Annotated in this window: 15 protein-coding genes, 1 tRNA gene, 1 other RNA gene and 1 pseudogene; 9 read left to right on the top strand and 9 right to left on the bottom strand. The window is 74.0% G+C overall.

The window, feature by feature from the left end; all coding sequences use genetic code 11:
* Nucleotides 1-169: 169 nt before the first annotated feature.
* Nucleotides 170-1810: a phytoene desaturase family protein gene (locus JL106_RS12330; RefSeq protein ID WP_205261011.1), complete on the bottom strand. Its 1641-nt coding sequence runs from the start codon at nt 1808-1810 to the stop codon at nt 170-172.
* Nucleotides 1811-1940: 130 nt separating this feature from the next.
* Between JL106_RS12330 and JL106_RS12325 the strand changes: the two genes are divergently transcribed.
* Both JL106_RS12325 and JL106_RS12320 read left to right on the top strand, forming a co-directional pair.
* Nucleotides 1941-2378: an SRPBCC family protein gene (locus JL106_RS12325; RefSeq protein WP_205261010.1), complete on the top strand. Its 438-nt coding sequence runs from the start codon at nt 1941-1943 to the stop codon at nt 2376-2378.
* 226 nt (nt 2379-2604) lie between these two features.
* On the top strand, nt 2605-3282 hold the full coding sequence (locus JL106_RS12320) for an MBL fold metallo-hydrolase (RefSeq protein WP_205261009.1): 678 nt from the start codon (nt 2605-2607) through the stop codon (nt 3280-3282).
* A 30-nt stretch (nt 3283-3312) separates the two neighbouring features.
* Here the strand turns inward: JL106_RS12320 and JL106_RS12315 are convergent, their stop codons facing one another.
* Nucleotides 3313-5562, bottom strand: coding sequence for a DNA polymerase III subunit gamma and tau (locus JL106_RS12315; RefSeq protein ID WP_205261008.1), 2250 nt, complete (start codon nt 5560-5562; stop codon nt 3313-3315).
* A gap of 97 nt (nt 5563-5659) precedes the next feature.
* Here JL106_RS12315 and ffs point away from each other — a divergent pair.
* From ffs to JL106_RS12295, 4 genes are all read left to right on the top strand, one after another.
* An RNA gene (ffs, locus tag JL106_RS12310) (signal recognition particle sRNA small type) lies at nt 5660-5752 on the top strand.
* Nucleotides 5753-5855: 103 nt separating this feature from the next.
* A tRNA-Ser gene (locus JL106_RS12305) sits at nt 5856-5943 on the top strand.
* 220 nt (nt 5944-6163) lie between these two features.
* Complete coding sequence (locus JL106_RS12300; RefSeq protein ID WP_205261029.1) at nt 6164-6691, top strand: peptidase; 528 nt, start codon at nt 6164-6166, stop codon at nt 6689-6691.
* Between the two features lie 46 nt (nt 6692-6737).
* On the top strand, nt 6738-7262 hold the full coding sequence (locus JL106_RS12295) for a DUF6328 family protein (RefSeq protein WP_205261007.1): 525 nt from the start codon (nt 6738-6740) through the stop codon (nt 7260-7262).
* Here the strand turns inward: JL106_RS12295 and JL106_RS12290 are convergent.
* Complete coding sequence (locus JL106_RS12290; protein ID WP_205261006.1) at nt 7213-8811, bottom strand: GGDEF domain-containing protein; 1599 nt, start codon at nt 8809-8811, stop codon at nt 7213-7215. The two genes, JL106_RS12295 and JL106_RS12290, sit on opposite strands and share 50 nt — an antisense overlap.
* Before the next feature lie 201 nt (nt 8812-9012).
* Between JL106_RS12290 and JL106_RS12285 the strand changes: the two genes are divergently transcribed.
* Both JL106_RS12285 and JL106_RS12280 read left to right on the top strand, forming a co-directional pair.
* Nucleotides 9013-9885 (top strand): siderophore-interacting protein, encoded by an 873-nt coding sequence (locus tag JL106_RS12285; protein ID WP_205261005.1) that lies wholly within the window; start codon nt 9013-9015, stop codon nt 9883-9885.
* Nucleotides 9886-9967: 82 nt separating this feature from the next.
* Entirely contained in the window at nt 9968-11170 is a 1203-nt protein-coding gene (locus tag JL106_RS12280) for a zinc-dependent alcohol dehydrogenase (protein ID WP_205261004.1), read from the top strand.
* Nucleotides 11171-11234: 64 nt separating this feature from the next.
* On the opposite strand, the gene JL106_RS22540 is transcribed toward JL106_RS12280, so the two are convergent.
* From JL106_RS22540 to thiM, 5 genes and pseudogenes are all read right to left on the bottom strand, one after another.
* Nucleotides 11235-12155 (bottom strand): nucleoside hydrolase, encoded by a 921-nt coding sequence (locus JL106_RS22540; RefSeq protein WP_407940157.1) that lies wholly within the window; start codon nt 12153-12155, stop codon nt 11235-11237.
* Nucleotides 12156-12188: 33 nt separating this feature from the next.
* A pseudogene (locus JL106_RS22535) lies at nt 12189-12674 on the bottom strand (N-acetyltransferase); the annotation flags it as partial.
* Nucleotides 12675-12712: 38 nt separating this feature from the next.
* Nucleotides 12713-13552 (bottom strand): bifunctional hydroxymethylpyrimidine kinase/phosphomethylpyrimidine kinase, encoded by an 840-nt coding sequence (thiD, locus tag JL106_RS12270; RefSeq protein WP_205261002.1) that lies wholly within the window; start codon nt 13550-13552, stop codon nt 12713-12715.
* A 32-nt stretch (nt 13553-13584) separates the two neighbouring features.
* On the bottom strand, nt 13585-14292 hold the full coding sequence (gene thiE, locus JL106_RS12265; RefSeq protein WP_328842207.1) for a thiamine phosphate synthase: 708 nt from the start codon (nt 14290-14292) through the stop codon (nt 13585-13587).
* Nucleotides 14289-15143, bottom strand: coding sequence for a hydroxyethylthiazole kinase (thiM, locus tag JL106_RS12260; RefSeq protein WP_407940156.1), 855 nt, complete (start codon nt 15141-15143; stop codon nt 14289-14291). Before thiM ends, thiE begins: the two co-directional genes overlap by 4 nt.
* Nucleotides 15144-15318: 175 nt before the next feature.
* Between thiM and lon the strand changes: the two genes are divergently transcribed.
* Nucleotides 15319-17796 carry an endopeptidase La gene (gene lon / locus JL106_RS12255; protein ID WP_205261001.1) on the top strand — a complete coding sequence of 826 codons (2478 nt, stop codon included), beginning with the start codon at nt 15319-15321 and terminating at the stop codon, nt 17794-17796.
* Nucleotides 17797-18018: 222 nt separating this feature from the next.
* Here lon and JL106_RS12250 read toward each other — a convergent pair whose 3' ends face one another.
* Entirely contained in the window at nt 18019-18603 is a 585-nt protein-coding gene (locus JL106_RS12250) for a hypothetical protein (protein WP_205261000.1), read from the bottom strand.
* Between the last annotated feature and the right edge of the window lie 168 nt (nt 18604-18771).

Below are 18771 nucleotides of genomic sequence, written 5' to 3'. Positions count from 1 at the left end.
CCTCACCGCCCCCGTCGGCGACCTGCCCACCGACCTCGCCCACACACTCCGCACCCGCGTGGCCACCCTCGCCACCCGACACCCGCTCTACCCAGACCTGAGCTGAACCCCCGCCGACCGAGATCCCCGGGGCAGCATCGCTGCCCCGGGCCTCGTCGCTGCGCCGGGATCAGCGGCGCCGCAGCCGCGCGTGCGCGAGCGCGGCCCGGGCGGCATTGTTGCCCGGCGCCCCGTGCACCCCACCGCCCGGGTGAGCCGACGACGAGCCGAGATACAGCCCGCGGACCGCGGTCTCGGCCCTCCCCAGGCCGGGGACCGGCCGGAACACCAGCTGCTGGGAGATGTCGGCCGTGCCACCGCCGATGGCCCCGCCGACCAGGTTGGCGTTCCGCTGTTCCAGCTCCGGCGGCGTGAGTACCCGCCGGGCGGTGATCGAGGCGGTGAAGCCCGGTGCCTCCCGCTCGATCCGGGCCTCGACCCGGGCCGCGATCTCCTCGGTGTCGGCCTCGTCCCAGGCCCCGGTGATCGCGTGCCCGCCGTCCCGGGCCCCGAGGTCGCCTCCGATGCGCCGCGGGACGTGCAGGTACGACCAGCACGCCTCGGTGCCGGCCGGGGACCGGGTCGCGTCGGTGGTGGTCATCTGACCGACCAGGACCAGCGGGTCCGACGGCACCAGGCCACCGTCCATCTCGGTGAACGACGCGGCCAGCCCCTCCATCGAGGAGGCCAGGTGCACGCATCCCGGCATCCGGTCGGGAGCGTCCCGCCACGGGATCGGCGTCGACAACGCCCAGTCGATCTTGATGGTGGCCGGGTCCCAGCGGAACCGGCGCATCCCCCGCTCGACCCGGGCCGGCAGGTCGTCGAAGGACACCAGTCCCCCGTACAACTGAGGCGCGGTGACGTCGGCGATCACCGCCCGCCGCACCGCGATGCGTTCGCCGTCCGCGGTGTGCACGGCCACCGCCCGACCGTCGGCCACCTCGATCCGGATCACCGGGCGACCGCACTCGACGCGCCCTCCGGCCGACTCCAGGCGCCGCACCATCGCGGCGGTGAGCGACCCAGCCCCGCCACGCGGCACCGGGAAGCCGACCTGCTGGCCGAGCATGCCCAGGAGCATCCCGAACAGACCGGAGCCCATGCCGTTCGGGTGCAGGTCGGCGTGCCCGGCGTTGCCGGCGATGAGCAGCCGGGCCCCGGTGCCGGCGAACCGCTCCCCGGTGAGCTGGACCGACGACTGCAGCAGCGTCTTGACGAAGTCCAGCCCGCCGGCCCGGGGCAACGCGGCCAGCGTCCGCAGCGCCCCGCGGACCGGCGGGAACGGGCTGAGCAGCGCGTCGATGACGGCCGGCCCGGCCGCCGTCCACTGCCGGTACAGCTCGACCCATGCCTGCCCGTCCCCTGGATGCAGCCGGTCGAGGGACGCGGCGGTGTCGGCGACGTCCCGGTGCAGCACCGCCCAGCCGCCGTCCGGGTCCGGGCTGCCCACCACGGCCGGCGCGTGCTGCCAGACCAGGCCGTGCCGCTCCAGGTCCAACCGGGCCACGATCGGCGACGCCGCCCCGAGCGGGTAGAACGACGAGAAGGTGTCGTGCACGAATCCGGGGGCGACGCCGTCGTCACTGCGCACCGCACCGCCCGGGACGGCCTGGCCTTCGAGCACCAGCACGTCCCACCCGGCGTCCGCCAACCGGTTGGCCGCGACCAGGCCGTTCGGGCCGGCCCCGATCACCACCGCGTCCGGCGCGCCCGCCGCCGCACCGGACCGGGACCGCGTCGAAGGCAGCACTCGCTCGAGGAAGGACATACCGCGAGTGTTCCCAGGCCGGGGCGCCGTCACCGGATCACCCGCCGATCACCGGGGTGAGGTCGCACCGATCTCGGCCGGGCTGCATCCGATCTGCGTCAATGACGGTACGGCCGGGCACTTGAGGGCCGTGGCGACCGTCGAACGCATCATCTCCAGCACCCCCGAGGCCGTCGATCGCATCCTGGCCGACGGCTGGTTGTTCCCGTCCTGGGTGGTCGGGGCGTCCCGCATGCGCCAGGTGTCCGACGACTGGCCGCTGCCCGGCGCCGAGCTGCACCACTCGGTCGGCACCTGGCCGGTGCTCATCGACGACTCCACCACCGTGCTCGAGTACTCCCCGGCCCGCCTGCTCCGGCTGCGCGTCCGCGCCTGGCCGGCCGGTGAGGCCGAGGTCCGCATCGAGCTCACGCCGGCCCCGGAGGGCACCCGGGTGATGATGGAGGAGCACCCCGTGCAGGGGCCCGGGCACTGGGCGCCGCGGCTGCTCACCGACCCGGCCCTCAAGGCCCGCAACATCGAGACGCTCAAGCGTTTGGCCTACCTGGCCGAGGGCGACGCCCGCTGACCCCGGCGCCGCCGGGGGACGTCCACCGCCCCGGGACCGCGGGTCCGGGCCCGCCGCTGATTCGACAGGGTGTGCGCCCGTCCGGGAAGCTCGGACGCGCCCGCGGCACCCGGCGCACCGGATCGAGCGTGCGCCGGTCACGGGCAGCCGATGCGACGACCCGGAAGACGACCAGGTGGCACATCCGGCCGGCAGCCCCGGCCGAGCGGTGCGGAGTGGAGACAGCATGACGAGCGAACCTGCCCCCGACGGGCGGACCGGTCAGGACACCGGCGCGATCCGGGTCGAGAAGGTGGTCACCTCCGGCACCTTCAGCCTGGACGGTGGCACCTGGGACGTGGACAACAACGTCTGGCTGCTCGGCAACGACGACGAGGTGCTGGTCATCGACGCCGCCCACGACGCCGACGCGATCCTGGCCGCGGTCGGCGGCCGGCGGGTGACCGGCATCCTGTGCACCCACGCGCACAACGACCACATCGACGCGGCTCCCGAGCTGGCCGACCGGACCGGCGCGCCGATCATGCTGCACCCGTCCGGCGCGCACCTGTGGGGTATGACCCACCCGGAACGCCGCTGGGACTGGGATCTCGTGGACGGGCAGGAGATCGGCATCGCCGGCGCCGCCGCCGGCCAGGTCCTGCACACCCCCGGGCACGCCCCCGACGCGGTCTGCCTGTACGTCCCCGACCTGGGCGTGGTCTTCTCCGGGGACACGCTGTTCCAGGGCGGACCGGGCGCCACCGGTCGGTCCTTCTCCGACTTCCCGACCATCATCGACTCGATCCGCACCCGGCTGCTCAGCCTGCCGGACGAGACGGTGGTGCACACCGGGCACGGCGACGACACCACCATCGGTGCCGAGGCGCCGCAGCTGGACGACTGGGTCGTTCGCGGGCACTGACCCTCCGGCGGACCGGACCGGGCGTGGCCGTCACTCCTGCTGTTCGATGGGCCGGGCGCCGAGCCGGCTGGTGAGCAACTCGATGGCCGACTCGACCGGATCCCGGACCGGTCCACCGCTCCCCGACCGGTCGTCGGGGTCGTAGTCGTCCGGGATGTCCGGCTCGGCGTCGTCCGGCGGTGCGTCCGGGGGCGGGATGTCCTCCGTACCGCCGGACCTGCCGCCGGACCGCGGGCCACCCTGCGGACCGCGGCCGGACGTGGACGCCCGGCCACCGGCGTCCCCGCGCGCCTCGCCGCGGACGGCCCAGTCCACCCCGAGCACCTCGACCAGCGCCTCGCGCAGCGGGCCGGCGATGCTCGCCTCCGCTACCCGGCGGGCCATCCCGGTGCTGCCCATGGCCAGCACCAGCGTGGTGCCGTCGACCGCACTGACCGTGGCGCCCTCGAGGAAGATCTGCGAGCTGCGACGCCGGCGCTTGACCGCGGCCAGCACCTCCGGCCACACCCGGCGCACGTCACTGACCTGCACGGTGCTCGGATCCCGCCGTCCCGGCGGGCCCGCCGGCGGTCCGGCCGGCCGGGCCGGTTGCTGGGCCGGTTGCTGGTCCTCCGGCGCCGGCGGGCGTCCCTGACGGGGCTGGGACGGACCTTCGGGACGATCCGGCCGTTCGGCGGCGGGTCGCTCCGGAGCCCCGCGGCGATCCGCGGCATCCGCATCCCGCGCCGGGGCCGCCGGCCGCTCCGGGGCCGCGGAGGGGCGTCCGGCCGGCGGATCGAGCGAGGACAACGTGGGCGGGGCGGGCAGGCCCAGGTCCGGCGCGGCGGTACGGGCGGCCGGCCGACGGGCCGGCCCGGACGGCCCCCGATCGGGGGTCCCGGGACCAGCCTGTGCCTGGTGGTGGTCGGTCGGAGCGCCGCCGCCGGGCCGGCTGCCATCCTCGTCCCGCCCGCCGGTGTCCGACCGAGGCGCACGGTCGTCGCCGCGTCGCGGGGCGTCCGGGTCGGCGGTCCGCGCGGCGACCGTCGGCTCGACCGCGGGCCGGACCGGCCGCACCCCGGTGCTGGGCGCCGCGGCCGTGCCGACCTGGGCGGCTCCCGGTCCGGCCGGGTCGCCGACGATGGCCATCCGCCGTTCCATCCGCTCCAGGCGCTGCAGGACGGCGACGTCGGCAGCGGACACCTCGGGCAGCAGCATCCGGGCGCACATCAGCTCCAGCGCCAGCCGCGGCGCGGTCGTCCCGCGCATCTCCGCCAGCCCGGTGTGCAGCACCTCGGCCATCCGGCTGAGCGTGGCCGGGCCGAGCCGATCGGCCTGGGCCGCCATCGCGTCCGCCTCGTGACCGGAGGCGGCGACGATGCCGCGGGCCACGGCGTCCGGCACCGCCTGCACCACCATCAGGTCGCGGAACCGCTGCAGCAGGTCGGCGGCGAACCGGCGCGGATCGTGCCCGGCCTCGGCCAGCCGGTCGACGGCCCCGAACACCGAGGCGCCGTCCTGGGCGGCCAGCGCGTCGACCATCTCGTCGAGCAGCGCTGCGTCGGTCACGCCCAGCAGCGCGACGGCCGCGGGGTAGGTCACGCCGTCCGCACCGGCCCCGGCCAGCAGCTGGTCCAGCACCGAGAGGGTGTCCCGCGCGGAGCCGCCTCCGGCCTGCAGCACCAGCGGAAACACCGCCGGCTCGACCTGCACACCCTCCTGGGCGCACAGCCGCTCCAGCAGCGACCGCAGCACGGCCGGCGGAATGAGCCGGAACGGGTAGTGGTGGGTCCGGGACCGGATGGTCGGCAGCACCTTCTCCGGCTCGGTGGTGGCGAACACGAAGACCAGGTGCTCGGGCGGTTCCTCGACGATCTTGAGCAGCGCGTTGAAGCCCTGGGTGGTGACCATGTGGGCCTCGTCGATGATGAACACCCGGTACCGCGACGAGGACGGCATGTAGAACGCGCGGTCCCGCAGCTCCCGGGTGTCGTCGACGCCACCGTGGCTGGCCGCGTCGAGCTCGACGACGTCCAGCGAGCCCGGCCCCTCCGGCGCCAGGGCGACGCAGGAGGCGCACACGCCGCAGGGGTCGGGGGTGGGGCCCTGCTCGCAATTCAGCGACCGGGCCAGGATGCGGGCGCTGGAGGTCTTGCCGCAGCCGCGCGGCCCGGAGAACAGGTACGCGTGGTTGACCCGGCCCGCGGCCAGCGCGGTCCGCAACGGATCGGTGACGTGCTCCTGCCCGACGACCTCGGCGAACGACGCCGGACGGTACTTGCGGTACAGAGCCAGGGACACGGGCAGCAGCGTACGTGCCGGCACCGACAGGACGCCCGGGCCGCCGGACGCGCGCGGTGGCGGCCGCCGGCACGCCCGCCGACCCGGTACGCTGGTCCCCGGACCCCCGCGGCGTCCATCTCATCAACCCCCCCAGGGCCGGAAGGCAGCAAGGGTCCGTGAGCTCTGACGGGTGCGGGGGTCCCCTTCTGTCTTCCAGGTCGATCGGGCTCCTGGCCGGGGTCGGTCGGCTTCCGTCCGGGGCCGCTCGCGAGCGGTCGGCGGAGCCCCGTCGGCCCGCTACACTCTGCCGCGGAGGATTCGCCTAGAGGCCTATGGCGCACGCTTGGAAAGCGTGTTGGGTTCACGCCCTCACGGGTTCAAATCCCGTATCCTCCGCCAGCTGGAGAGCACAGGCTCCCGGATCGCGTGCCACCGCACGCGGCCGGGAGCCTGTGTCGTACCCGGGCGGCGACCGTGTCCGTCCCCGCGTGGCCCGCCGTCCGGTCGGCATGGTCGGTGTGCTCGGTGTGCGGCTGGCACTCGCGCCGTCTTGTGTGCCAGTTCGGTCGACGCAGATGATCGTCGGGGTCCGGCCGTCCGATCCGGGAGGGTGACCGAAGTGCACGATGCCTGCTCCGTCGAGATCTCCGCGTTCGAGTCCGCCGGGTCGCTGCGCGGCTTCCTGGTGTCCGGTCGCTGGCCGGACACCACCATCGAGTGGACCAAGGTGCTGACCCTGGCCGTCCGGATGGCCAGCGTCCCGGGCCTGCTGCCCACCACCACGGTGTTCCGGGTGCGCGAGGAGCTGCCCGACGATCCCGCCCCCGGCACGGTCGGCCTGGTGCTGGCCGAGGGCCCGCTGACCGGCGCCGGGGCGCTGGAACCGGGGATGTTCGCCGACCCGCAGCCGCCCGGCCTGCTGGTGCTGCACCCACCGTCGGAGACCCGGCCCAGCCTGCCCGAGTGCGAGGGCGTCGCCTCCGGGTGCGTGCTGCTGCCCGGGCTGCCCCACCTCGGACTGGACCACCGAGCGGCCTGGGTCCAGGCCCACCACAGCGGCACCGTGACGAGCCTGGTCACCCGGTCCGGCGTCGACCCGAACGCCGATCCGGACACCGCCGTGCTGGCCATGCTGCTGGCCGCCTGACCCGGCTCGCACCGGCATCGGCCTCGGCGTGCGGCATGCTCGCAGCATGGCCGACGACGACGTCCCATTCCCGGAGCGGCCGGTCGGGGCGCACTCCGACCGGCCGGAGACCTACGTCCGCAACGAGACCGAGGCCGTCCGGCTGGACCGCAACTACAACGAGTTGCTGCAGGAACTGCGGGTGGCGCAGACCGGGGTGCAGATCCTGTTCGCGTTCCTGCTGACGCTGCCGTTCCAGGCCCGGTTCAGCGAGCTGGACCCGTTCCAGCGCACCACCTACCTACTGACGCTGTTGACCGCGGCCACCTCGGTCGTCTTCTTCATCGCCCCGGTCACCGCCCACCGGCGCATGTTCCGCCGGAACATCAAGGACGAGCTGGTCAAGCTGACCGCCCGGGCCGCGTCGATCGGCCTGTGCACGCTGGCGCTCAGCATCCTGGGCGCGGCGCTGCTCATCATCGACCTGGTGGTGGGGCGCAGCTGGGCGATCGGGCTGGTCAGCGCCGGGCTGGTGGCCATCGTCACGGTCTGGGTGCTGTGGCCGAACGAGGTGACGCGTCGGGCCCGGTGAACGGTTCGGTGAGCGGCCCGGACGGCACCGGATCAGCGGCGCACTCCTGCGACACCAGGTGCAGGCCGCGGCCGGCCGCCTTGGCCCGGTACAGCGCGTCGTCGGCCGCGGCCAGCAGCTCGGCCACGCCGCAGCGCCCGTCCCACTGACTGATCCCGGCGGAGAACGACTGGCCGCCGGGAGTGACCTGTTGCATCGCCCGCAGGACGGCCTGCACCCGCTCGGCGCCGAACCCCGGGGCGACCAGGGTGAATTCTTCGCCGCCGTACCGGGCGAGCATCGGCGACCAGCGGCGATCGCCGGGCACTTCCGCCGTCCGCAGCACGTCGGACCACGCGGTCGCGCAGCCGCGGAGCAACTGGTCCCCGGCGCCGTGCCCGAAGGTGTCGTTGTACTGCTTGAACCGGTCCAGATCGATCATGGCGACGGTCAGCGTCGCGCGCGCGTCGGCATCCTCGTCGGTCCCGTCCGGATCGGACCAGTCGGCGAGCATCCGGTGCAGCGAACGATCCAGCGTGCGGCGGTTGACCAGGCCGGTCAGGCCGTCCCGGCGGGCCTCCTGCCGCGACCGGTCCCGTTCGTCTTCGATGGCCCGGATGAGCACGACGAGTCGCATCAGCACGATGGCGACCAGCAGCACGGCGGCGATGGCCAGCGGCACGGTGCGATCGGCGCCGGCGATCAGGTGGGACAGCACGGCAGCGACCGGGACCGTGATGCAGGCGGCCGCCATCACCACCACGGCGTGCCGGGTCAGGTGGATCGGCCGCGGGCGCTGCGGCGCGGTGACCGTCGGCGCCGACGGATCGACGACGGCGGCCGCTGCGAGCGCGTAGCCCAGGAACCACAGCCCGTCGATCGCCGCCGGTCCCGTCCATGACCACCCGTCCAGCAGGACCACCCCGTCCTGCAGGGTGTCGGCGACCAGCGTCACCGCCAGCGACAGCATGATCAGCACCAGCGCAGGACTGCGCCGGTCCGGCCCCCGTAGCACCGTGCAGGCCAGCGCCAGCAGGGCGAGGTCGACGACCACGTACCCGGCGGCCACGATCTGCTCGGCCGGCTGGTCGAACTGGCTCCAGGGCGGGGTCACGGTCAGCAGCAGCAGCGCGCTGCCGGCGGCCACCGTGATCAGCGCGGAGTCCAGCAGCGCCGGCACGTCCCGCTCCCGGCCGCGCCGGTGCACGAGCAGCGCCAGCCCGATCCCGGTGAGCAGCGACGCCGCGAAGAACATCCCGTCGAGCCAGAGGGCGGTGCCGGTGGTGCGGTCCGGCGGCGCGGTGACCGCGGACGCCACCGTGCCGGACAGGTTGACCAGCAGTGCACTCAGCAGCAGCGCCCAGACGGGATCCCGCCAGATCGGCGGCCGGCCCGTCCGGTGGGCTCGTCGGCGACCACTCACCGCGATGATGGCGACCACGGCGATCGCGCCGGTCACCAGGATGCCGGACCGGACCGGGGTGCTGATCGGGACGAGCGCCAGGACCAGCGCGACGACCAGTCCGATCGCGAGCAGCACCCGACCGGGGCGGGCACCGACCGTCGTCATCTGCCCCCGCACCCGTGGTCGCCGTCGGCGCCCTCGCGGCGCGTCTCTTCACTCATTGTGATCATCGTTGTTCGGGACGACAAGGCCCTCACCCCGGAGTCACCCGCACTCCACTCGCTGCGACCAGCCGCCGAACGCTCGCACTGACGCCCGGGCACTGGACTCGGGCGGGTAAGGTGACCCTAAGAATCTGGAGGATGCATGCGTCTGTTGCCCGACCGTTCCGCCGGCCGCCGCGAGCGACCGGCCCGACCGGCCCGACCGGCCGTGGTGCTGCGCCGCGAGCGGATCACCCCGTCGATGGTCCGCGTGGTACTGGGCGGACCAGGGCTGGCCGACTTCCCCGGCGCGGAGCACGCCGACGCCTACGTCAAGCTGGTCATCCCCAGACCCGGGGTCGAGCTGCCGCGGCCGCTGGACCTGCAGGAGTTCCGGCGCACCCGGCCGACCGAGGACCTGCCCACCGTCCGGACATACACGATCCGGGCCTGGGACGCCGGTCGGCAGGAGCTGACGATCGACTTCGTGGTCCACGGCACCGACGGGATCGCCGGACCCTGGGCGGCGGCCGCCGAACCCGGCGACGAGGTGTTCCTGCAGGGGCCCGGCGGCGGGTACCAGCCCGACGCCGCGGCCGGGTGGCACCTGCTGGCCGGTGACGACAGCGCCCTGCCGGCCATCGCGGTCGCGCTGGAGCGGATGCCCGCCGACGCGGTCGGCCGGGCCGTGGTGGAGGTCCCGGATGCGGCGACCGAGTACCCGCTGCGCGCGCTGCCCGGCCTGCCCGTGCAATGGGTGCACCGCGGTGACGCACCGGCCGGCAGCCGGCTGACCGCGGCCGTGCTCGACGTGCCCTTCCCGCCGAACACCGACGTCCAGGCCTTCGTGCACGGCGAGGCGGGCTTCGTGAAGGAGGTCCGCCGCTGGCTGCGCGTCGAGCAGCGCGTCGATCCGGCCCGGTTGTCGATCTCCGGGTACTGGCGGATCGGCGACGCCGACGAGGCGTGGCGGGCCGGCAAGGCGGCCTGGAACGCCGAGGCCGAGGAGGTCGAGCGGCAGGCCGGCGTGGCCTGAGCGCTCGTTTCCCGGCCGGGGCAGCCGGGTACCGGTCGGAGCGTCGAAGCGCAGGACGACCGAGACTCCAGGAGCTGATCGCATGCGAGCACTCACCTACCAGGGCCGACGCGACGTCCAGGTGATCGATGTGCCGGACCCTGAGCTGCAGCACGCCACCGACGCCATCATCAAGGTGACCTCGACCGCCATCTGCGGTTCGGACCTGCACCTGTACGAGGTGCTCGGCCCGTACCTGGACGCCGGCGACGTGCTCGGGCACGAGCCGATGGGCATCGTGCAGGAGGTCGGCCCGGAGGTGACTGACCTCAAGCCCGGGGACCGGGTCGTGATCCCGTTCAACATCTCCTGCGGCCACTGCTGGATGTGCTCCCAGGGTCTGCAGACCCAGTGTGAGACCACCCAGGTCCGCGAGTACGGCAAGGGCGCGGCGCTGTTCGGCTACACCAAGCTGTACGGCCAGGTGCCCGGCGGCCAGGCCGAGTACCTGCGGGTGCCGCAGGCCCAGTACGGCCCGATCGTGGTGCCGTCCGACGGCCCGGACGAGCGGTACCTGTTCCTGTCCGACATCCTGCCCACCGCCTGGCAGGGCGTGGACTACGCGGCCGTGCCCGAGGGCGGCACGCTGGCCGTGCTCGGGCTGGGCCCGGTCGGGCAGTTCGCCGCCCGCATCGGCAAGCACCTGGGCCACCGGGTCATCGCGGTCGAGCCGCAGCCCGAGCGGCGGGCCCTGGCCGCCAAGTACGGCGTGGAGGTCATCGACCCGGAGGCCGTGGGCGACGGTGTGACGGGAGTCGGCGACGCCCTGCGGGACATGACCGGCGGCCGCGGACCGGACTCGGTGGTGGACGCCGTCGGGATGGAGGCGCACGGCGGCATCGGCGCAAGGGCAGCCCAGGCTGCTCAAACAGTGGCCGGGTTCCTGCCGGACACTGTCGGACAGAAGCTCATGGAGACCGTGGGCGTCGACCGGCTCAGCGCCCTGCACACCGCCATCGACGCGGTCCGCCGGGGCGGCACGGTGTCGCTCTCCGGTGTGTACGGCGGCTCGGCCGACCCGATGCCGATGATGGACATGTTCGACAAGCAGATCCAGTTCCGGATGGGCCAGTGCAACGTCAAGCGCTGGATCGACACGCTCATGCCGCTGGTGCAGGAGTCCGCCGATCCGCTGGGCGTGCTCGACCTCACCACGCACAGCGTGCCGCTGGAGCAGGCGCCGGAGCTGTACCGCACCTTCCAGAAGAAGGAGGACGGCTGCATCAAGGTCGTCCTCAAGCCCTGACACTCGGTCCTCTGCACCACGTCTCGCGCCGCCCGGGTCCGCCGCGACCCGGGCGGCGTGGGCCTCAGCCGGCCAGGATCCGGTCCACGATGTGACCGACCGGGTCCCCGGCGACCGACAGCACCACGGTGTGCCGGGCGCCCGGTTCGCCGTCCGTGGCGGCGACGGTGCGGCCCCGTTCCTCGCCCTCGGTGACCACCGTGACCTGGGTCGTCAGCACCCGGTCCGCGTCGGCTCCCCCGACCGCGAGCGCGGCGGCCAGCGGGTCGTGCACCGGCGTGCGCCACGTCCCGGTGGTCTCCCGGTAGAACCCGAAGTAGCACTCCAGCATCCGGCCCAGCGCCGCGGCGACCGGGCGGTCGGCGGTGAGCAGCCGCTGCCGCGTCTCCTCCTCCAAGTGCTGGGTCATGGTCACGTCCAGCCCGACTACGGTGATGTCCCAGTCCGCGGCGAAGACCTCGGCGGCCGCGGCCGCGTCATTGCCGATGTTGGCCTCGGCGTACGGGGTGATGTTGCCGCCCACCGTCACCGCGCCGCCCATAATGGTGATGCGCGGGACCAGCCGGGCGAGTTCCGGTTCCGCCCGCAGGGCGGCGGCCACGTTGGTGAGCGGGCCGATGGCCAGCAGGTGCAGCCGGCCGGGATGACGGCGGGCCTGGTCGACGAGCAGCTCCGGCCCGGTCGCGGGATGCACCGGCGCGGTCGAGTCGGTCAGCTGCACCTCACCGATGCCGTTGCGGCCGTGCACCTGCGGCGCCCCGCCGTCGAACCGGCCGCCCTGCGGATGCTCCGCGCCGACCGCCACCGGGACGTCCGGCCGGCCGGCCAGGGCGAGCAGGGCGAGGGTGTTGCGCGCGGCCTGGCGGGCGTCGGTGTTGCCGCTGACGGTCGACACGCCCACCAGCTCGACCTCGGGTGAGGCCAGCAGGTAGGCGATGGCCACGCTGTCGTCGATGCCGGTGTCGCAGTCCAGGAACAGCGGCACCGGACCGTCGACCCCGGCCGGCTCAGCGGCACGGTCGGGCTGCGCGGCCCAGTCCGCCCAGGGGATGTCGCGCGGCACGAACACCGGGGCCCGGAACGGCCAGTCGCGAGCCACCCAGGCCGGGACGAACTCGTCCAGCGCGGCCTCGACGTCGGTGCCCACCAGAGCGTCGACCACCCACCACGAGATCTCGGCGTCCACCGCCGCTTTCCGGCTGGGGTCCAGGTAGACGCAGCCCAGTAACGCGGTCTCACCCTCGTCGAACAGCGCGTAGTTGAACGACAGGTGCGCGGCGATCTCCTCCTCGTGGTGCCGGAGGTCCTCCTCGTCCTGCTCCCGGGTCATGGTGGCCGGCGGCCAGCCCCACGCCGGTCCGTAGATCGAGAACAGTCGCGGCTGCGAGCCCAGCACCGCGGGCAGGTCGAGGTCGACGTCGGACGCACGGATGGGCCGCAGGTGGTGCCCGGTCGGCAGGTCGACCCGCTCCGGGTGGACGAAGTCGTCGGGCAGCCAAGCCATGTCGGGATCCTCCGGTCGATCGGAACGATGCAGAAGGGTCAGTCGCGGGTGGTCGTGTCGGGCACCGGCCACAGCTGCCAGAAGTGGTGCACTGGGCCGTGTCCCAGCCGCCCCTGGTCATCGGGCGAGCCGATCCGCAGGTCGTCCGCGGCCCGCAGCGCCGCGGTCAGGTACTCCTTCGCCCGGTCGATCGCGGCGGGCCAGTCCGGCGACGTCGGGCGCAGCGCGGCCATGGCCGAGGACAGGGTGCAGCCGGTGCCGTGCGTGTTGCGGGTGCCCAGACGAGGCGCCGAGAAGCGGTGCAGGTCCCCGCCGCGCTCGGCGAACACGTCGGTGGCGGTGTCGCCGGTGAGGTGGCCGCCCTTGAGCAGCACCCCCCGCGCGCCGAGGTCGAGCAGCGCGTCGACCTGCTGCACCGCCTGCTCGACACTCTCCGCCGGCTCGGTGCCCAGCAACGCCGCCGCCTCCAGCGCGTTCGGCGTGATCACATCGGCCAGCGCGAGCAGCCGGCCGCGGACGACCTGCTCGGCGGACGACGCCAGCAACCGGTCCCCCGAGGTGGCCACCATGACGGGGTCCAGCACCACGTGCGGCGGTCGCTGGTCGACGAGGAAATCGGCCACCGCGTCGGCGATCCCGGCGTCGGCGATCATGCCGATCTTCACGGCGTCCAGGGCGATGTCCTCGACCAGGGTGGCCAGTTGCTCGGCCACGAAGGCCGGCGGTACCGCGTGCACCCCGGTCACCCCGCGGGTGTTCTGCGCGGTCAGCGCGGTGAGCACCGCACAGCCGTACGCGCCGAGCGCACCGAACGTCTTGAGGTCGGCCTGGATCCCGGCGCCGCCACCGGGATCCGATCCGGCGATGGTCAGCACCACGGGAGGGTGCCCGGCCGGCCGACCGCCCGGCCTCACCGAGCGGACCCCGTCGCGTCGGGAACGGCCGCGGCCCACCCCCGGCTCAGCGCCCGGGCGGCCGCCGTCGGGTCGGGTCGGCCGCAGATGGCCGAGATGACCGCCGCGCCCACGGCTCCCGCCGCCCGGACGGCGGCCAGGTCGTCGCCCTTGATGCCGCCGATGGCGACGCACGGCACCGGGCTGCGCCGGCAGATCGCGGCCAGACCGTCGAAGCCGACCGCCGGTGCCGCGTCGGTCTTGGACGGGGTGTCCCGGACCGGCCCCACCCCGAGCAGATCGACGGTGCCGGCCGGCAGCCCCAGCGCCTCGGTCAGCTCCCGCTCGTCGGAGATCGACAGCCCGATGTGCACGTCCGGGCCGAACAACGCCCGAGCGGTCACCGGGTCCAGGTCCCGCTGACCGAGATGCACCCCGTCGGCGCCGACAGCCAGGGCCACGTCGACCCGGTCGTTGATGATCAGCGGGACGCCGGTCCCGGCCAGCGCCTCGCGCACGGCGGTGGCCAGGGCCACCAGTTCGCGGGTGGTGGCGTGCGGGTCGCGCACCTGCACCGCGTCCACCCCGCCGTCGGCGGCCTGCCGGGCGGTCTCCACCACTCCGGCCGGGCCGCCGCACTGGCCGGTGTCGGTCACCAGGTAGATGCCCCGAACCTCCGGTCGCGCCCCGGTCGCACCCGACCGGCGGGCACCGGCCGCGCTCACGCGGCGGACCCGGACGGCACCGGCCGGCGCAGCACCTGGGCGATCTCGTCCGCGGGGGTCAGGGTCAGCGCGTCCAGGAACCGCACCGCGAAGGTGCCGGTGCCGACCTCCCCATCGGTCGAGCCGTCCCCGGCGGCCGTCTCGCCGGCCAGACAGACCATCGCGGTCGCGGCGATGGCCGCGGTCAGCGGATCGGTGACCGCGGCGAGCGCGCCCATGACCGAGCCGAGCGCGCAGCCGACTCCGGTCACCCGGGTCAGCAGCGGGTGTCCGGCGGTGACCCGGACGGTGCGGGTGCCGTCCGTGATGAGGTCGACGGTGCCGCTCATCGCCACCACCGAACCGAGGGAGCGGGCCACGTTCTCGGCGACCTCGGCGACCTCGTCGGGGCTGGCGGTCGAGTCGACGCCGCGCCCGCCGGTGCCACCGGCCAGCGCGCCGATCTCGGATGCGTTGCCGCGGATGATGGCCGGGCCCTGACGGGCGAACTCGGCGGCCAGCCCGGTGCGCAGCGGCAGGGCCCCGATGGCGACCGGATCCAGCACCCACGGCACCGTCGGTGACGCGGCGTTCACCGCGGCGATGGCCGCCCGCATGCCGGCCGCCTGCGCCCGGGTGACGGTGCCCAGGTTGACCAGCAGCGCGCCGGCCACCCCGGCCAGCACCTCGGCGTCCTCCGGGTCGTCGACCATGGCCGGCGCCGCCCCGGCGGCCAGCAGCACGTTGGCGGTGAAGTTGGCGACCACCCGGTTGGTGATGCAGTGCACCAGGGGCGAGGACGACCGCATGGCGTCGATGGCCGTGGCGACCGCGGTCGCCACGCTCTCGACACCGGGGTCGGTGCTGGTCACGGTCTCGTCGGCAGAGGGCTGCGAAGTCACGCGCACCACCGTAGACCCGACATGCGGACACCCGGATGTTCACCCTGAGCGGACCCGGCGCAGGGCTGGGAACAACCGCGGACCTCATCGCATTGAGCCAGTCACGCTCAACCTGCGCACGCTTGCTGACGACGAAGGATTCCTCATGAGTGATCTGCCGTCCCGGTCCGCCGGGTCCGATCCCACTGGCACCCCAGCAGTGCGGGCGCTGCCCGTGCTGAGCCTGTCCGACACCGTGGTGCTCCCCGGCATGGTGGTGCCCATCCAGCTCGACGACGCCGCCACTGCGGCCCTGGACGCCGCCCGCGCGGCCGCCGATCAGGCCGACGGGACGGCTGACGGAGCGGCCAAGCCGACCGTGCTGCTGACGCCGCGCTTGGGCGACCGCTACGCGACCTTCGGCGTCATCGCAACCGTCGAGCAGCAGGGCCGCACCCCGGCCGGGGAACCCGCGGCGGTGCTGCGCGCCGGCGACCGGGCCCGCATCGGCACCGGGGTCAGTGGCCCCGGTGCCGCCCTGTGGGTGCAGGCCGAACCGGTGCCCACCCCGCCGGTGACCGACCGGGCCCGCGAGCTGGCCGCCGACTACAAGGCGCTGGTCGTGGCCACCCTGCAGAAGCGGGACGCCTGGCAGGTCATCGACACGGTCGAACGCATCAACGACCCCGGCACGCTGGCCGACATGGCCGGTTGGGCGCCGTACCTGGACGCCGAGCAGAAGCGCTCGCTGCTGGAGACGACCGATCCCGCCGACCGGCTGGAGACGCTGATCGAGTGGACCCGGCACCACCTGGCCGAGCTGGAGGTCTCCGAGAAGATCTCGGCCGACGTCCGGGAGGGCATGGAGCGCAAGCAGCGCGAGTTCCTGCTGCGCCAGCAGCTCGACGCCATCCGCAAGGAGCTCGGTGAGATCTCCGACGACGAGCCCGACGGCGTCACCGGGTCCCCGGAGCACTACCGGCACCGCATCGAGCAGGCCGGGCTGCCCGAGAAGGTGCTCCAGGCGGCGACCAAGGAGGTCGACCGGCTGGAGCGCACCAACGAGCAGAGCCCGGAGGGCGGCTGGATCCGCACCTGGCTGGACACGGTCCTGGAGCTGCCCTGGTCCACCCGGACCGACGATCTCGCGGACATCCCGGCGGCCCGGGCCGTGCTGGACGCCGACCACCACGGGCTGGGCGACGTCAAGGACCGGATCGTGGAGTACCTGGCCGTCCGCAACCGGCGGGCCGGCCGCGGACTGCACCTCGTCGGTGGGCGCGGGTCGGGCGCGGTGCTGCTGCTCGCCGGCCCGCCCGGCGTCGGCAAGACCTCGCTCGGTGAGAGCGTGGCCCGGGCCCTGGACCGGAAGTTCGTCCGGGTCGCCCTGGGCGGGGTACGGGACGAGGCGGAGATCCGCGGGCACCGGCGCACCTACGTCGGTGCGCTGCCGGGCCGCATCGCACGGGCCATCGGTGAGGCCGGGTCGATGAACCCGGTCGTGCTGCTCGACGAGATCGACAAGGTGGGCAGCGACTACCGCGGCGATCCCGCGGCCGCGCTGCTCGAGGTGCTCGACCCGGCGCAGAACCACACCTTCCGGGACCACTACCTGGATCTCGACCTGGACCTGTCCGACGTACTGTTCGTGGCCACCGCGAACGTGGTGGAGAACATCCCGGCCGCCCTGCTCGACCGGCTCGAGCTGATCACCATGGACGGCTACACCGAGGACGACAAGGTCGCCATCGCCCGCACCCACTTGCTGCCCCGGCAGTTGGAGCGCGCGGCGCTGGCCGCCGACGAGGTGCAGGTGACCGACGCGGCGGTGCTGCGGATGGCCGCCGACCACACCCGGGAGGCGGGCGTGCGGCAGCTGGAACGGCTGCTGGCCAAGATCCTGCGCAAGGTGGCCACCCGGCTGGAGACCCAGGACCGAGCCGACCTGCCGGTGGTGGTCGACGAGGCCGACCTGCGTGCGCTGATCGGCCGACCCCGGTTCCTGCCGGAGACCGCCGAGCGGACCGCGGTGCCGGGCGTGGCGACCGGACTGGCCGTCACCGGTCTGGGCGGTGACGTGCTGTTCATCGAGGCCAACACCGCCCCGGCGACCGGGGAGACCGGTGGTGGCGGTGGTGGTGGTGGTCTGACCCTGACCGGGCAGCTGGGCGACGTGATGAAGGAGTCGGCGCAGATCGCGCTGTCCTACGTGCGCGCCCACGCCGACGAGCTGGGGCTGGACGCGACCGCGGTGGACCGGCTGTCCCGCCGGGTGCACCTGCACGTGCCGGCCGGCGCCGTACCCAAGGACGGTCCGTCCGCGGGCGTCACGATGGTGACCGCGCTGACCTCGCTGGCCACCGGCCGGGCGGTGCGCTCGGACGTGGCCATGACCGGCGAGGTCACCCTCAACGGTCGCGTACTGCCCATCGGCGGGGTCAAGCAGAAGCTGCTCGCCGCCCAGCGGGCCGGGGTGACCACCGTGTTCATCCCGCAGCGCAACGAGCCGGACCTGGACGACGTTCCGGTCGAGGTGCTCGAGGCGCTGACCGTGCACCCGGTGGCCGACGTCCGCGACATCCTGGCGCTGGCGCTGGAACCGGCGGTCCCGAGCGGGAACGACGCCCACAGCACCGCCGCCTGATCCACCGCCGCCTGATCCACCGCCGCCTGATCCACCGCCGCCTGATCCACCGCCGCCTGATCCACCGCCGCCTGATCCACCGCCGCCTGATCCACCGCCGCCTGATCCGCAGACACCGACGCGGCGGTGGGCCCACCCCCGTGGGCCCCACCGCCGCGTCCTGAGTGTTCGCGACCTGATCGCCGGATCGGTGATCAGCGACCGTCGATCAGGGGACGTCGATCAGTAGAAGCTGACGTGGATGTGGTCGTAGTGGCATCCCGTCACGTTGGCCGGGTTCGGGCAGCCGTAGACCGACGACTGGTAGTCCGTCCAGGCCTTGGGGGCGTACGCGCCCCAGAACCGACCCTGCCAGATCAGGTAGTACACGCCCAGCTTCGCCTGGTTGGCGACGAACCAGTTGGCCGCCCGCCAGCCCGCGGCGCGCCCCTCGGACGTCTTGTAGGCGAAGAACAGGTCGCAGCCCTTGCCCAGCGGGTGGTCCGAGGTCGGGTTCCAGGCGTGCTCGTCCCAGCAGGTCGAGTTGGCCAGGTTGATCACCCCCGCGGCCGCCGCGGCCCGGATCCCGACGTCGGTCCGGGCGGTGATCTTGGCCCGGCTGTCGTTGATGTTGCGGGTGAAGTCGGTCAGCGACGCCGTCTCCTTGTCCCACGTCCGGTCGGTGACCAGGTTGCTCGGGACCACCTCGGGCGTCCCCGGCCCCGGCGCGACCAGCCCGGTCGGCAACTTGGCGTCGCTCCCCGGCCCCGAGGTACCGGCCGCGGCCGTCCCGGCGACGCCGGTCAGGCTCACGACGGCCAGCAGCACCGCCGTGATCGTCGTCCGGATCAGCCGCGCCGGGCCCCTGCCGAACGGGGCGTGCGCGCCACGGGGCCGGACGCCCCGCCCTCGGTGATGGCCCTGCATGGTGATGACCTGCCCCCTGGATCGTCCGGCCGTACTGATCGACATGCTGATCGAGTTGCTGATCCCGGC

Source organism: Nakamurella leprariae (genome assembly GCF_016918035.1).
Taxonomy (GTDB): domain Bacteria; phylum Actinomycetota; class Actinomycetes; order Mycobacteriales; family Nakamurellaceae; genus Nakamurella; species Nakamurella leprariae.
This window is presented reverse-complemented; position numbering and strand designations above follow the sequence as displayed.